Source organism: Streptomyces sp. NPDC048353, from assembly GCF_055587165.1.
The window spans coordinates 69,778-83,944 of record NZ_JBVJGU010000005.1 but is presented as its reverse complement, the minus strand read 5'-3'; the positions used below and the strand labels follow the sequence as shown (position 1 = coordinate 83,944).

13 protein-coding genes are annotated in these 14,167 nt (G+C 71.7%); 3 read left to right on the top strand and 10 right to left on the bottom strand.

Going from position 1 to position 14,167, the window contains the following annotated elements:
• Window positions 1–67: 67 nt before the first annotated feature.
• Window positions 68–754: a TetR/AcrR family transcriptional regulator gene (locus ACZ6RC_RS18980; protein ID WP_453616258.1), complete on the bottom strand. Its 687-nt coding sequence runs from the start codon at window positions 752–754 to the stop codon at window positions 68–70.
• A gap of 269 nt (window positions 755–1,023) precedes the next feature.
• On the opposite strand from ACZ6RC_RS18980, the gene wrbA reads away from it, so the two are divergent.
• Window positions 1,024–1,632 (top strand): NAD(P)H:quinone oxidoreductase, encoded by a 609-nt coding sequence (gene wrbA, locus ACZ6RC_RS18975; RefSeq protein WP_391139781.1) that lies wholly within the window; start codon window positions 1,024–1,026, stop codon window positions 1,630–1,632.
• 150 nt (window positions 1,633–1,782) lie between these two features.
• Here the strand turns inward: wrbA and ACZ6RC_RS18970 are convergent, their stop codons facing one another.
• Together ACZ6RC_RS18970 and ACZ6RC_RS18965 are read right to left on the bottom strand one after the other, a co-directional pair.
• Complete coding sequence (locus tag ACZ6RC_RS18970; RefSeq protein ID WP_469584544.1) at window positions 1,783–3,027, bottom strand: RNA polymerase sigma factor; 1,245 nt, start codon at window positions 3,025–3,027, stop codon at window positions 1,783–1,785.
• Window positions 3,028–3,029: 2 nt separating this feature from the next.
• Window positions 3,030–3,446 (bottom strand): YciI family protein, encoded by a 417-nt coding sequence (locus ACZ6RC_RS18965; RefSeq protein ID WP_391139777.1) that lies wholly within the window; start codon window positions 3,444–3,446, stop codon window positions 3,030–3,032.
• Between the two features lie 139 nt (window positions 3,447–3,585).
• On the opposite strand from ACZ6RC_RS18965, the gene ACZ6RC_RS18960 reads away from it, so the two are divergent.
• Window positions 3,586–4,218 carry a MarC family protein gene (locus ACZ6RC_RS18960; RefSeq protein ID WP_391139776.1) on the top strand — a complete coding sequence of 211 codons (633 nt, stop codon included), beginning with the start codon at window positions 3,586–3,588 and terminating at the stop codon, window positions 4,216–4,218.
• Window positions 4,219–4,241: 23 nt separating this feature from the next.
• Here the strand turns inward: ACZ6RC_RS18960 and ACZ6RC_RS18955 are convergent, their stop codons facing one another.
• From ACZ6RC_RS18955 to ACZ6RC_RS18925, 7 genes are all read right to left on the bottom strand, one after another.
• Entirely contained in the window at window positions 4,242–5,597 is a 1,356-nt protein-coding gene (locus ACZ6RC_RS18955; protein ID WP_469584538.1) for a winged helix DNA-binding domain-containing protein, read from the bottom strand.
• A gap of 118 nt (window positions 5,598–5,715) precedes the next feature.
• The gene (locus ACZ6RC_RS18950; RefSeq protein WP_469584535.1) at window positions 5,716–6,774 is read right to left on the bottom strand and encodes an aldo/keto reductase; all 1,059 of its coding nucleotides are present in this window, start codon (window positions 6,772–6,774) and stop codon (window positions 5,716–5,718) included.
• A gap of 9 nt (window positions 6,775–6,783) precedes the next feature.
• Window positions 6,784–7,656 (bottom strand): alpha/beta fold hydrolase, encoded by an 873-nt coding sequence (locus tag ACZ6RC_RS18945; protein WP_469584532.1) that lies wholly within the window; start codon window positions 7,654–7,656, stop codon window positions 6,784–6,786.
• Window positions 7,653–7,859 (bottom strand): DUF4287 domain-containing protein, encoded by a 207-nt coding sequence (locus ACZ6RC_RS18940; protein WP_391139772.1) that lies wholly within the window; start codon window positions 7,857–7,859, stop codon window positions 7,653–7,655. The genes ACZ6RC_RS18945 and ACZ6RC_RS18940 overlap by 4 nt, the downstream gene beginning before the upstream one ends.
• Window positions 7,860–7,934: 75 nt before the next feature.
• Window positions 7,935–10,205, bottom strand: coding sequence for an ABC transporter permease family protein (locus ACZ6RC_RS18935; RefSeq protein ID WP_469584528.1), 2,271 nt, complete (start codon window positions 10,203–10,205; stop codon window positions 7,935–7,937).
• Entirely contained in the window at window positions 10,202–10,876 is a 675-nt protein-coding gene (locus ACZ6RC_RS18930) for an ABC transporter ATP-binding protein (RefSeq protein WP_469584526.1), read from the bottom strand. Before ACZ6RC_RS18930 ends, ACZ6RC_RS18935 begins: the two co-directional genes overlap by 4 nt.
• 57 nt (window positions 10,877–10,933) lie before the next feature.
• Entirely contained in the window at window positions 10,934–11,413 is a 480-nt protein-coding gene (locus tag ACZ6RC_RS18925; protein ID WP_469584524.1) for a hypothetical protein, read from the bottom strand.
• Between the two features lie 326 nt (window positions 11,414–11,739).
• On the opposite strand from ACZ6RC_RS18925, the gene ACZ6RC_RS18920 reads away from it, so the two are divergent.
• On the top strand, window positions 11,740–14,148 hold the full coding sequence (locus tag ACZ6RC_RS18920; protein ID WP_469584523.1) for an ATP-binding cassette domain-containing protein: 2,409 nt from the start codon (window positions 11,740–11,742) through the stop codon (window positions 14,146–14,148).
• Window positions 14,149–14,167: the final 19 nt, after the last annotated feature.

Here is a 14,167-nt window from a genome sequence, read left to right as displayed (position 1 = left end):
GGGGCATCCCCGGGGCGTCCCTAGGGCGGGCCAGGCGTCGCGGGCCAGGCGGGGCTCCGGACGCGACCTACGGGCGCAGGCCGAGCACGTCCGCGATGCCCGCCTTGAGTTCGGCGGCGGTGAGGTGCCGTTCGACCGAGAGGTGGTGCATCAGGCTCGGCGAGAACGGTGCCAGCAGGAGATGCGCGAGGAGCGCGCCGTTCGCGTCCGGCCGGACCTGGGAGACCAGGACGGCGACGTGCGTGTGCATCGCCAGGTACGCGCCGCTGGTGTAGCGGGCGCTGGGGGCGGCGGCCTGGGCGGCGAGGAGGAGTTCGCGCTGCTCGATGACCCGGTCGACGAGCGCGTCCAGGAACGCGGCCAGCCGCTCGGCGGCCGGGGCCCCGGGACCGAGCGGCGCCGGGCCGCTCATGTACGCCTCCTGGAACTGCCGTTCCCGGTCGTCCAGGAGCGCCCAGAGGAGCTGGGCCACGTCGCCGAAGCGGCGGTAGACCGTGCCGACGCCGATCCCGCTGGCGTGGGCGACCTGGTTCATGGTGACGGCCTCGGGCCCGACCTCGGCGACGATCCGGGCGGCCGCGTCCAGGATCTTGCGCCGGTTGCGTGCGGCGTCGGCGCGCTCGGGAGCAGGCCGGTCGGCGGTGGGCAGGAGGGTGAGCGCCGACGGGGCGGGCCGGGTGAGGGCGAGGGCGGCCGGGCCGCTCCCCTCGGCCGGAGCCGCGCCCCGCGCCGGGGCGTCCACGGGCGCGTCCACCGTCGTGCCCCGCGGGGTGTCCCGCGGTGTCCCCTGGGGTTCCGGCCGGGTGCCTCGCGGCGCCCGCCGGGGTGTCTTCGCGCTCATCGTGGTCCGCCTGCCCTTCGTCCCGTGCCCCCTCGTTCCGCCTGTGTCACGAGCATAACGGGAGCCCTATCCGGTTCCCCCAGGCTTCCGCTTGCGAAGTGGATGGCTATCCGCTTAACCTCGTGGTGTGAAGCGGAAAAGAATCCGCTTAAGGGATTGCGTCGAGGGATCGAGGGCTCGCCATGTCCGTCAAGGTTGCTGTCATCTACTACTCGGCCACGGGCAACGTCCACGCGCTCGCCCAGGCCGTCGCCGAAGGCGCCGAGAAGGCCGGCGCGGAGGTCCGTCTGCGGCGCGTGCCCGAACTCGCCCCGGACGCCGCCATCGACGCCAACCCGGCCTGGCGCTCCCATGTCGACGCGACCGGTGACGTGGAGGTCGCCACGCTCGACGACCTGGAGTGGGCGGACGCGTACGCGCTCGGGTCGCCGACCCGGTTCGGGAACGTCGCCGCGCAGCTGAAGCAGTTCATCGACACCAGCGGCGGGCTGTGGCAGCGGGGCGTGATGGCCGACAAGGCGGCCACCGGCTTCACCAGCGCCCACAACGTGCACGGGGGCAACGAATCGACGCTGCTCGCGCTCTACAACTCCTTCCACCACTGGGGCTCGGTCATCGTCTCGCCCGGCTACACCGACCCGGCGGTCTACGCCGCCGGCGGCAACCCCTACGGCACCGCGCACCCCGGCGGCAGCGGCGCCCCGGAGGAGAACGTCCTCCAGGCCGCCCGCTACCAGGGCACTCGCCTCGCGAGGATCGCCAAGCGCCTGAAGGGGCTCGCGACCGACTGACGGTCGTGATCGGTCGGGCTTCGTGATCGGTCGGGCTTCGGATGGATCGGGCTTCGCGGCCGGTCGAGGGAGGTGGCCGGCCGTTAGAAGGTGGCGTTCGGTCGGGCATCACGACCGACGGAGGTCCTGGCCGAAGGCGGCCCGCCCCGCTCACTCTCCCTGGGCGAGGCGGGCCGCCTTCGTCCGCAGGTAGTGGCGTTCCGGGACGCTGAGGGTCAGGCGGGCCGCCGCCGTGTAGGCGGCGCGGGCGGCCTCGGGGTCTCCCGCGCGTTCCAGGAGGTGCGCGCGGACCGCCTCGAGGCGGTGGTGGCCCCGCAGCCGGGGCTCCAGGACGGCCAGGTCGCGCAGCCCGGCCTCGGGGCCGTGGACCATGGCGACCGCGACCGTACGGCCGAGTTCCGCCATCGGGTCCGGGGAGTCGGCGACGAGCACGTCGTAGAGGGCGAGGATCTGCGGCCAGTCCGTGTCCTGGGGGCGGGCCGCCTCGTCGTGGAGGGCCGCGACGGCCGCCTGGAGCTGGTAGGGGCCGGGCGGGCCCTCCGTGAGGGCCTCCTCGACCAGGGCCGTCCCCTCGGCGATCGCCGCCGCGTCCCAGCGCGTCCGGTCCTGCTCGTCGAGGGGGATCAGCTCCCCGTCCGGTCCCGTACGGGCCGGGCTGCGCGCCTCCGTCAGCAGCATCAGCGCCAGCAGACCGCTCACCGCGCCCTCCCGGGGCAGCAGCCGGCGGACCTCCCGGGTCAGCCGGATCGCCTCCGCCGCCAGATCGGCGCGGTGGAGGGCCGGGCCCGACGTGGCGGTGTACCCCTCGTTGAAGATCAGGTACAGAACGTGCAGGACGGCCGGGAGCCGGTCACCCTGCGGGTCCTCGTGCTCGTCACCGTGCCGGTCGTCGTCTCGCCACGCGCCCGGTGTGAAGGGCCGGTCCTTCAGCTTCCGCTTCGCCCGGCTGATCCGCTGCGCGATCGTCGCCTCCGGTACGAGATGGGCCCGGGCGATCTCCGCGGTGGTGAGACCCCCCACCGCGCGCAGCGTCAGCGCGACCCGGGCGGCAGGTGTGAGCACCGGGTCGCAGCAGAGGAAGAGGAGCGTCAGCGTGTCGTCGTCGGACGGCGCCGCCCGGGCCTCGCGCGGCTCCAGACGTACCGCCGTCTCCTCGCGCCTGGCCCGTGCCTCGTCCGCCCGCAGCTGGTCGGTCAGCCGCCGCGCGGCCACCCGGATCAGCCAGCCGCGCGGATTGTCGGGCGTCCCCGTCTCCGGCCACTGGCGTGCCGCGGCCAGCAGGGCCTCCTGCGCGGCGTCCTCGGCGGCGTCGAAGTGTCCGTACCGCCGCACGAGCGCGCCGAGGACCTGCGGCGCGTTGCGGCGCAGCAGGTCCTCGATGCGGGTCTCCTCCACGATCAGACGTCGCCTCCGCCGCTCTCGTCGATCTGCCGGATCACCACCGGGTAGTCCTTCGACCCGGCCGGCACCGGGCACTGCGCCACGCGGGCCGCGATCTCGGTGACCCTCTCCAGGCTCTCGCAGTCGAGCACCCAGTACCCGGCGAGCAGCTCCTTCGTCTCCGGGTACGGGCCGTCCGTGACCACCGGCCGGCCGTCCTGGTCGGCGGTGACGAACCGGGTCTTCGCGGGCTCGACCAGGCCCTGCGCGTCGACCATCTCGCCGGATTCGGAGAGGTCGTCGTTGATCGAGTTCATGTAGGCGAACATCGCCCTCAGGTCCTGCTCGTTCCACGCCGGGCTGTCGGGGGAGGGCTTGCCGTTCATGGCGTCGTAGTCCGCCTGCGAGCCCTGCACCATGACGAGGTACTTCATGACGTGCTCCTTACGTCGTCTTCCTCGGCTGTATGCCTTTCACAGGGGACGTCGGAGCGGGGTCCCGATTCTCGACACCGCGCGGAAGCCGATCCGGATTTTCCCGGGATTCCACTCGCAGGAACCCATGATTCCGGGGGTGAACGCTCTCAGCTTCTCCGCCGCCTTCATCACCTTCTTCTCGGTCGTCGGCCCTCCGAAGGTGCTGCTGGCCTTCGCCGGTCTGGCCCAGCTCCACCCGACCCGCCAGGTCCGGACGATCGCCCTGATCGCGTCCGGCGCCGCCGTCCTCGTCGGGCTGCTGACCGGCATCACCGCGCCGTGGCTGCTCGACCTCTTCCACATCAGCACCCCCGCCCTCCAGCTCGCGGGCGGGGCCATCTTCTTCCTGTACGCGGTGGGCCTCGTCCTCGGCCTGCACCTCGGCTCCGACGGCCCCGACCAGGACGCACCCGACCTGATCAGCGGGGTGCGGGCGCTGCTCATGCCGTACGTCGTGAGTCCGCTGGCGATGACGGCGGTACTGATCGAGGCGGCGGCCCGCGACTCCTGGAGCTGGCGCTCGACGGTCGTCGGCGCGTACGTCTGCGTCATCGCGCTCGACCTCGTCTGCGTGCTGGTGCTGGCCCGCGTCCTGCGCCGCACCCACCACGCCACGATCGAACTCCTCGGCCGCCTCCTCGGCCTGCTGCTCGCGGCGGTCGGCGTGGACCTGGTCCTGGACGGCCTGGCGGAGCTGGGGGTGAAGGGCCTGGACCGCGACGGCCACTGAGACGCGCGTGCCCTGGTCGACGGTCAGGGGCCCGGGGCCGCCAACTCCCGCTCCAGGGGCGTACGGAAGCGGGGGGTCACGCGTACGGGACCGACCCAGGCGGTGAGGCGGGCCGCTTCGGCCGCGACGGCCGTACGGGCCTCCTCGCCGATGTCGTCGAGCAGCCGCCAGGCGACCTCGCCGTCGGGCCGCTGGGCCCAGCCGCCGACGATCCGGCCGTCCCACCAGACCGTCGGACCGATGTTCCCGCTGCGGTCGAAGAGGGCCGGGCGGTGCGCGGGGTCCAGGAACCAGTCGCGGAGCTGCCAGCCCATCGCCGTCGGGTCGAGCGCGGGCAGCAGCGCGGCCCAGGGCTCCGGTGCCGCTGCCGGACCGGTGTCGTCACGCAGTACGTACCCGGTGCCCTCGGCCAGCTCCACGGTCTGCGCGCCGACCGCCGCGAGGGCCTTGCGGACATCGGTGACCCTCCAGCCGGTCCACCACTTCAGGTCGGCCTCGGTCGCCGGGCCGTAGGCCGCCAGCCACTCCCGTACGAGCGCGGCGTGGGCGTCGGCGTCGGAAGGGTCGGGCAGGTCGGGTGCGAGGGACCAGCGGAAGCGGCTGGAGGTCCAGGCGCCCTGGGGGCGGCCCCGGGCGATCCTGCCCTCCATGCCGAGGACGCGGAGCAGCCGGCTGGAGAGCGGCTGCGGGCCCTCCCCCCGGGTGCCGACTCCGTAGACGTACTGCACCCGCAAGCGCGGGACGGCGGTCCCCAGTTCGGCGCCGGTGGCCTCGCCGCGCGCCGCCAGCTCGGCGAGGACCAGCCGCTCGGTCTCGGCGAGCCAGTCCGCGTCGTAGGAGCTGCCCGCCGCGAGGTGCGCGAGGAGCGAGGCACGCTCGCGGATGGCGACATCGCGGGTGGTGGAGGCGTGCACGGCCGGGACGAGGGAGGTGGGGAAGACGAAGATCGTGTGCCGCATCCCGTGCATGCGGGTCAGCGACCGGTCCTCGTACAGGGCCCGCTCCAACCGTGCGACGGGCCCGGTTTCGCCGGGATCGCGGGCCTGTTCGGTCCCTCGGGCCTCTTCGGGACCTCGGGTCTCTTCGGGGCGGTCGGCCCTGTCGGGGCTCCCGGGCGCTGGGTCGGACGGTGCGCCCCGGCCGCCCACCTCGCCCCCCGCCCCTTCCGTTCCGTCCCTCTCATTCGATTCGTCCCTCAGACGGGCGCCGACGGCCAGGAAGACGGTGGCCGGGTCCGTCGCGTGCAGGGCGACCAGCGAGGCGGCCACCTCCTCGACGGTCCGCGCCTTCGCCGTGCCCGCCAGCCGGTGTCGTACGGCCAGCCGGGCACGGCGCTCCGCCGCGTCGATCCGTCGCCGGCCCTGCTCGGTGCTCCCCATACGGACAAGCATGGAGGAAGGGTCTGACAACGCACGTCAGGCGCCAGGGAGTCGGCGGGGGCCGCCGGCCGGCGTGGGGCCGCGGGGAACCGTCCGGCACGGGCCGGCCGGGGCGACCTCACTCCCCGGCGGCGCGGTCCCGCACGGGCAGGCGCCGCAGCGAGGCGTCCGTCAGGGCGGGCGGGCGCCAGACCCCGTCCGGCTGGTAGAGGTTCGTCCCGGGCGGCACGATCGCGTCGACACGGTCCAGGACCTCGTCGTCCAGGACGAGGGGGGCGCCCTTGAGCAGGCCCTCCAGCTGGTCCATCGTCCGGGGGCCGATGATCACGGAGGTGACGGCCGGGTGCGCGGCCGGGAAGGCGACGGCCAGTTCGGGCAGCGAGCAGCCGATCTCGTCCGCGAGGGCGACCAGCCGCTCCACCGCGTCCAGCTTGGCGTCGTTCCCGGGGGCCGCCGGGTCGAAGCGGTGCGGGGTGAGCGCGGCCCGCCCGCTGGTCATGTCGACCGGCCGGCCCTTGCGGTACCGGCCGGAGAGGAAGCCGGACGCCAGCGGAGCCCAGGTCAGCACGCCCATCCCGTACCGCTGCGCCACCGGCAGCACCGACGCCTCCACACCGCGCGCGAGCAGGGAGTACGGCGGCTGCTCGGTGCGGAAGCGGCGCAGCCCGCGCCGCTCGGCGACGTGGTGCGCCTCGGCGATCTCCTCGGCGGGGAAGGTGGAGCAGCCGAACGCCCGGATCTTGCCCTGGGTGACGAGGTCGCCGAGGACGCCGAGGGTCTCCTCGGTGTCCGTGCGGTGGTCGGGCCGGTGGACCTGGTAGAGGTCGATCCACTCCGTGCCGAGCCGCCGCAGGCTCTCCTCGACGGCCCGGGTGATCCAGCGGCGGGAGTTCCCGCTCCGCCCGCGCCCCTCGCCCATCGGGAAGTGCACCTTCGTCGCGAGGACGACGCCGTCCCGCAGCCGGGGTTCGCGGAGCGCCTTGCCGACGATCTCCTCGGACTCGCCGGCGGAGTACATGTCGGCGGTGTCCACGAAGGTGATGCCCTGGTCGAGGGCGGCGTGGACGATCCGTACGCAGTCGTCGTGGTCGGGGTTGCCGACGGCGCCGAACATCATGGTGCCGAGGCAGTACGTGCTGACGTCGATCCCGGTCCCGCCGAGTATTCGATAACGCATGGGCGCACCTTACGAATTGGAGTGCGCTCCAAGGCAAGGGCCGAGGAAGTCCGCGATCAGGGCGTGGAGGGCGTCCGGCCTTTCGAGGTGGAGGTCGTGGCCGGTGCCGGGGACGCTCGCGGCGCGGGTGTCGGGCCGCAGGCGCACCATGGTGTCGAGGTCGTCGGCCCGGATGATGCCCTTCTCGGCGACGACGGCGAGGGTGGGGCAGTCGACGGCCCGCCATTCGTCCCAGAAGGAGCGGGCGGCGTTGTCGGCGAGCGAGCGCACCATCACCCCGGGGTCGAACCTCGGCCACAGACCGGGCCCTTCGCCCTCCCGCTCCTCGAGTCCGTCGGCCCATCCCTCGCCGACGGGGCCGCCGCCGAGGAAGCGCACGGCCGCCTCCCGGGAGGGGAAGGGCAGCGGCCAGGAAGCGAGCCAGCGGCCAATCCCGTCGGCGACCTGCGGGTCCGGCCCGCCGGGCCCGGCTTCGACCAGGACGAGACCGCCCAGCCGGCCGGGGCGGGCGGCGGCGGTGAGCAGGGCGGTGTGGCCGCCGAGCGACTGGCCGACGAGGACGGGACGGTGGAGGGCGAGGTGGTCGAGTACGGCGAGGGTGTCGGCGACGTACGCGGCCCGGGAGACGTCCTGCGGATACCGCTCGCCGGCGCCGTGCCCCCGCTGGTCGAAGGCGACGATCCGGTGCCCGTCGGCGTGCAGGAGCCGGGCGAGGACGTCCCACTCGCCGGCATGCCCGGCGAGCCCGTGCAACAGGACGACGTCCCGCCCCCGGGCCCCCTCGCGCGGGCCCGACTCACGGCAGGCGAGCCGTACCCCGTCGTCCCGTACGACCGTGTGCGCGGTCCAGTCGGGACGGGCGGGCGGTGCGGGCGGTGTCATTCGGCGAGGGTGTGGGCGACCAGGGCGTTGGCATGGCCGTGGCCTAGGCCGTGCTCGGTCTTGAGCCAGGTGACGAGCTCCATGTGCTTGGTCAGCGGGGAGGTGCGGATCAGGTCCTTCCACTCCTCGATCGGACGGCCGTACTTCTTCTCGATGGAGGGGAAGTAGCTGGCGGGGCCCTTGACGGGCTGGGGCTGGGACATGGGTACGGCACCTCTCGGGGGGCGAACTCGCTCTTGCGAGGATTCTGACCGAACCCGTGAGCGAAACTCATCGGTTCAGTCGCGCCGGATGTGCTCCGGATCGACATGCCGCCGCACCAACGGCACCGACGCGACCCCACCGGCGACCAACACCCCGAGCGTGCACCCCAGCAACAACGGCAACCCACTCCAGTCCCAGTGCACGGCCCCACCCCCGGTGATCAGATAACTCGACTCGGCCAGCCACCCGGTGACGACGGCGGCCCCCAACCCGACCCCCAACGGCACGACCACCTGCACACACTGCACCACCCTCAACGTCCCGGCCCGCGCCCCGAGCAGCACGAGGGCGGCGACCTGACTGCGCCGCTCCATGGCCCGATCGGCGACGGAGACGACGAAGGCGGCGACGCTGATGACGAGACCGAGGACCATGCCGGAGGCGAGGAGGCTGCGGATGACGGTGAGTTGCTGGAGGGCCTCGATGTTGATGCCGAGGGGACGGACGTCAACAGTCGGGGCGATGGCTCCGATGCTGTCGAGGACGTTGCGGACGGTGTCCGGGTCGGATTCGCTCAGCAGGGTCAGCTCACCCTCCGCAGGGAGGGCTCCCCCGGGGAGATGTGAGGGAGGCACGAGTACGTCCGGTGCGACACCGGGCAATGCGAAGTTCTCCACCGTGGCCGGTTGCTGCGGGAGGTTGATGGAGAGCGTCCCGCCATTGTCCAAGGGGAACGGGTAGGGAATCTGCGCTTTGGTGTTCTGCTCGTCCGTGAGGTTGGCGTGGTTCAGCTCGGTGATCCGGCCGTCGACGCATCCCCTCACCGATTTGGTGAAGGTGGCGTACTGCTCACAGGTCGCGATCGCCGCGGTGATGGAAGGGCGGAAGGAGTCGTCGTCCGAGTTTTCCGAGCTCATGACGATCGCGTGCGCCCGCACATCGCGCACTCGGGTCATCTTCTCCCGTTGTGGGGCGGTCAGCTCCTCCAATGTGAGCCGGTAGGCCTGTACGGGATCGTTGTTGCGGTTCACCTGGCTGAGTTCGACGAGTACGCCTTGGGTCAGCGACGTCGCGTAGACGAGCAGAACGAGTCCGGTGACGACCCGCAAGGAACTCCCCGGTTCGACTTCCATCCGGCGCATCGCGAGTGTCAAGGGAAGCGAACGCGCGGTACGCGCGAGACGGCGGGCCAGCCACGAGGTCACCGGCGCCAGCCCGAAGACCAGGCCCGCTCCGGTCAGAAGAACGGCGCCGGGTACGAGAAGCGAGCTTGCGGATCCCCCGGACGGGTCCCTGCCGAGCATGCTGAGGACGCAGTACCCGCCGATGACCCCAAGGCCTGGAACGAGAAGCAGAGTCCCGTACTTGTTGGGTGACTTGCGCACCGCACTGCGGCGGACGTTGAGCGGGGTGAGCGCGGCCTCGCGCGCGTGGTGCCGTCCGACGAACCAGGCGAGGGCGGGGCAGGCGATCAGGCAGACGGCGAGGGTGGAAAGGGTCGGGTATCCGTCGGCGGGATACCAGTGGAGGCCCGGCAGCCCGATGCGAGCCATGGCCTCGTTGACGACGAAGTAGCCGCCGACTCCCATGAGTGCCCCGAGGAAGGCCGCTGCGACGGTCTCCGCGGCATTGACCCGGAGCGTGCCCTTGATGCTCAGCCCCACGAGACGCAGAGAGGCCAGTCTCCGCGCACGGGACTCGGCGGAAAGCCGTGCACAGACGGAGAGGAATACGGCGAGGGGCAGCAGGACCACACAGGCGAGCGTGAAGCGCAGGATGTCGAGCGTTGATTCCTCCACCACGTTGAATTCGGGGTACCGGCTGCCGAAGTGATGCAGTGGGGCGGCTTCCTGCAGCCGGTCAGGGGTGATGCCGATGTAGGCGTACAGCTCGTCCGGACTGGTCAGCCCTTCCGGCCCGATGGTTCCGGTCACCCTGCCCGGCAAAAGCCCTGCCAGACTCGGGTGATCGGTCAGAGTGGCCCGAAGCCTCGGCGACACGATCACCTCCCCGGCACCGGGCAGTCGGCTCACTCCTGGCGGAACCGGTGCGGAGTTCGTGACCGGCCCGGCAAGAAAGACCCGGCGGAGACGCTGCGCTCCGTACGCGTCCTCGTGGGTGAGGAAGACAAGGCCGGAGTTCGGGCTTCGGTCGTCCAAATCCGCCGACTGCGGCTCTCTGGTGGCGGTTCGAGCGTCCTGCGCGTCGAGGATGGCCGGAATCGTGAGGACGGCGGCCAGGCATGCCACCCCCAGTGCACAGCCGACGGTCATGAGGACGAAGCGCGCGCGCCCTTTGCGCCCGCCGCCCCCGAGCAGACGCAGTCCCAGGAGGAACGGGTTCATGCCGCTCCCTCGCGCGTCAGCACCCCGTCGGCCATCGTGTATTGGGAGTCGGCGTGTGAAGCCACGGACGCGTCATGCGTGACGATGACGACGGCCGTCCCTTGATCGCGGGCCAGCCGCAGGAACTCGTCCAGTACGGCGGCGGCGTTGGCGCTGTCCAGCGCGCCCGTCGGCTCGTCGGCGAAGACCACCGCCGGCCGGTGGACCAGCGCTCGCGCCACCGCCACGCGCTGGCTCTGGCCACCGGAGAGCTGCGAGGTACGGCGCTGCAACAGCTCGGTCATGCCGAGCCGCCCCAGCACCTCGCCGGCCGCCGCGTGTGCCGGAGCCTTGCGCTGGCCTGCGAGCCGCAGGGGAAGGGCGGCGTTCTCCTCGGCCGTCAGCTCGGGAAGCAGTTCTCCGTACTGGAAGACGAAACCGAAGCGCTCCCGCCGCAGCGTGCTCAGCGCGTCGTCGTCGAGTGTCGAGAAGGCGACTCCGTCGAAGGAAACGCTGCCGTGGGTCGGGGCGAGCACTCCTGCCAGGCAGTAGAGGAGCGAGGACTTCCCCGAACCGCTGCTGCCCATCACAGCGGCCACTTCCCCGGCTTGTAGGGCGAAGTCAGCACCCGTGACGGCTTGGTGCGCTCCGTAGAAGAGGTCCACGCCCTCGGCGCGGAGAATGGCGTCCATCTGATGCGATCTCCTTAGCGCGGAGGCCGCGCGTCGGCGGCCTCCGCGACCGTCGAACTAGCGGCTCTGCCGCACGTAATGGACCTCGTGCGAGCAGTTGTCCGGGCGGAGCGACCCCCGGTCACGACACGCACGAAGCCGCGCATCGCGGGTCCTCTGGACGGCACCGTCGTAGATCACCTTGTTCAGGGAGACGGCGCGCTTCTGGACGCCCTTGAAACGCTTCCAGCCGTAGCCTTCCACCTTCGTGTCCAGGTAGACGTTGTGGCCGTCGCCGTGATCGGTGTCGTGAAGAGTGCCCTTGAAGCGGAGTCCGCCGTGGTCGTGCCCCTTGGGCTGCCACGTGTACAGGCCTTCGTCGAAAAGGACGCCGGAAGAGTGCAGGTCGGGGATCTTGTGCCATCCGTCCGCCACCGCCGTCCCCATCCCCCCGACGAACAACCCCACCGCCACCGCCACCGTCGCCAACTTCCGCACGCTTCCTCCAAGTGATGAGAGCGCCCATCCGGGCGTGACGGAAAGTATTCCGACGATCACAGTTCGCATGATCGGGCGGAACGTCTCTTCCCGCGCACGTCCCTCGAAGCGGTGAAAACCCCGGATTCCCCGTCACCGCCGCCCCCTCCGTGCCCCGCCCGACGGCGACGATCAGGATTTGAGAAGCGCAGCCCGCCCTCCCCCGCTTAGCGTGGCTCCCACGGGCCCCACCCCGCCCCGCCCCGCCCACCCCGCCCCGCCCCGCCCATCCCACCCCGCCCCACCCGTACCGCCGCCCACCCCCACCCCACCCCACCCCACCCCACCCCGGCGACGACGCCGACCGGAGACCGTTCGCGCGGCCCCCACCCCACGGAGGAGACACGATGAGCAAGGCCACGAGGACGGATCCGCAGTCGCCTGCGCCGCACTTCGCCGACAGTCACGATCTGATCCGCGTGCACGGAGCGCGCGAGAACAACCTGAAGGACGTCAGCATCGAGCTGCCCAAGCGCCGGCTGACGGTGTTCACCGGGGTCTCCGGCTCGGGCAAGAGTTCGCTGGTCTTCAACACGATCGCCGCCGAGTCGCAGCGGCTGATCAACGAGACGTACAGCAGCTTCGTGCAGGGCTTCATGCCGACGCTGGCGCGGCCGGAGGTGGACGTCCTCGAAGGGCTGACGACGGCGATCATCGTCGACCAGCAGCGGATGGGCGCCGACCCGCGCTCGACCGTGGGTACGGCCACCGACGCCAACGCGATGCTCCGCATCCTCTTCAGCCGGCTCGGGAAGCCGCACATCGGCCCCCCGAGCGCGTACTCCTTCAACACCGCCTCGGTGCGCGCGAGTGGTGCGATCACCGTGCAGCGCGGGGCGAAGACGAAGGCCGAGAAGGCGACGTTCGAGCGGACCGGCGGCATGTGCACGCGCTGCGAGGGCCGGGGCTCGGTGTCGGACATCGACCTCACGCAGTTGTACGACGACTCCAAGTCGATCGCCGAGGGCGCGTTCACGATCCCCGGCTGGAAGTCGGACAACGTCTGGACGGTGGGGATCTACGCCGAGTCGGGGTTCCTGGACCCGAACAAGCCGATCCGCCGGTTCACGAAGAAGGAGATGCAGGACTTCCTCTACCGCGAGCCGACGAAGGTGAAGGTGAACGGGGTCAACCTCACCTACGAGGGGCTGATCCCCAAGATCCAGAAATCGTTCCTGTCGAAGGACAAGGAGGCGATGCAGCCGCACATCAGGGCGTTCGTGGAGCGGGCGGTCACCTTCACCACGTGTCCGGAGTGCGACGGCACGCGGCTCAGCCAGGGGGCCCGGTCGTCGAAGATCAAGCGGGTCTCCATCGCCGACGCCTGTGCGATGGAGATCCGGGACCTGGCGGAGTGGGTGCGGGGGCTGAAGGAGCCGTCGGTGGCGCCGCTGCTGGAGGCGCTGCAGCAGACCCTCGACTCGTTCGTGGAGATCGGCCTCGGCTATCTCGCGCTGGACCGGCCGGCGGGCACCCTGTCGGGCGGCGAGGCGCAGCGCGTGAAGATGATCCGGCACCTCGGCTCCTCGCTCACCGATGTGACGTACGTCTTCGACGAGCCGACGATCGGTCTGCACCCGCACGACATCCAGCGGATGAACGACCTGCTGCTGCGCCTGCGCGACAAGGGCAACACCGTGCTGGTCGTCGAGCACAAGCCGGAGGCGATCGCGATCGCCGACCACGTGGTCGACCTGGGGCCGGGCGCGGGTACGGCGGGTGGCACGGTCTGCTTCGAGGGATCCCTGGAGGGGCTGCGGGAGAGCGGCACCATCACGGGGCGGCACCTGGACGACCGGGCGGCGGTCAAGGAGTCGGTACGGAAGCCCACGGGGGCACTGGAGATCCGCGGGGCGTCGGCGAACAACCTGCGGAACGTGGACGTGGACATTCCGCTCGGGGTGCTGACGGTGGTGACGGGTGTGGCGGGCTCGGGGAAGAGCTCGCTGCTGCACGGGTCGCTGCCGCGGCAGGCGGACGCGGCCGGCGAGGGTGTGGTGTCGATCGACCAGAGCCCGATCCGCGGGTCGCGGCGGAGCAACCCGGCGACGTACACGGGTCTGCTGGAGCCGATCCGGAAGGCGTTCGCCAAGGTCAACGGTGTGAAGCCGGCGCTGTTCAGCGCGAACTCGGAGGGCGCCTGCCCGACCTGCAACGGCGCCGGGGTCATCTACACGGACCTGGCGATGATGGCGGGCGTGGCGACGACGTGCGAGGACTGCGAGGGGAAGCGTTTCCAGGCCTCGGTACTGGAGTACCGGCTCGGCGGCCGTGACATCAGCGAGGTGCTCGCGATGTCGGTGACCGAGGCGGAGGAGTTCTTCGGCTCGGGCGAGGCGCACACGCCGGCGGCGCACCGCGTCCTGGACCGGCTCGCGGACGTCGGCCTGGGCTATCTCAGCCTCGGGCAGCCGCTCACGACGCTGTCGGGCGGCGAGCGCCAGCGGTTGAAGCTGGCGACGCACATGGGGGACAAGGGCGGGATCTACATCCTCGACGAGCCGACCACCGGCCTGCACCTCGCGGACGTGGAGCAGCTGCTGGGCCTGCTCGACCGGCTGGTCGACGCGGGCAAGTCGGTGATCGTCATCGAGCACCACCAGGCGGTCATGGCGCACGCGGACTGGATCATCGACCTGGGCCCGGGCGCGGGCCACGACGGCGGCCTCGTCATCTTCGAGGGCACCCCGGCGGACCTCGTCGAGTCCCGTTCCACCCTCACGGGCGAGCACCTGGCGACGTACGTCGGCGCCTGACCGACCCCGCATACGAAGA

Excerpts from the sequence above, each read along its gene's own strand:
- wrbA (WP_391139781.1), top strand. The coding sequence starts at position 1,024 with ATGTCCGTCAAGGTTGCTGTCATCTACTACTCGGCCACGGGCAACGTC.
- ACZ6RC_RS18965 (WP_391139777.1), bottom strand. The coding sequence starts at position 3,446 with ATGAAGTACCTCGTCATGGTGCAGGGCTCGCAGGCGGACTACGACGCC.
- ACZ6RC_RS18955 (WP_469584538.1), bottom strand. The coding sequence starts at position 5,597 with ATGGGGAGCACCGAGCAGGGCCGGCGACGGATCGACGCGGCGGAGCGC.
- ACZ6RC_RS18950 (WP_469584535.1), bottom strand. The coding sequence starts at position 6,774 with ATGCGTTATCGAATACTCGGCGGGACCGGGATCGACGTCAGCACGTAC.
- ACZ6RC_RS18945 (WP_469584532.1), bottom strand. The coding sequence starts at position 7,656 with ATGACACCGCCCGCACCGCCCGCCCGTCCCGACTGGACCGCGCACACG.
- ACZ6RC_RS18940 (WP_391139772.1), bottom strand. The coding sequence starts at position 7,859 with ATGTCCCAGCCCCAGCCCGTCAAGGGCCCCGCCAGCTACTTCCCCTCC.
- ACZ6RC_RS18935 (WP_469584528.1), bottom strand. The coding sequence starts at position 10,205 with ATGAACCCGTTCCTCCTGGGACTGCGTCTGCTCGGGGGCGGCGGGCGC.
- ACZ6RC_RS18930 (WP_469584526.1), bottom strand. The coding sequence starts at position 10,876 with ATGGACGCCATTCTCCGCGCCGAGGGCGTGGACCTCTTCTACGGAGCG.
- ACZ6RC_RS18920 (WP_469584523.1), top strand. The coding sequence starts at position 11,740 with ATGAGCAAGGCCACGAGGACGGATCCGCAGTCGCCTGCGCCGCACTTC.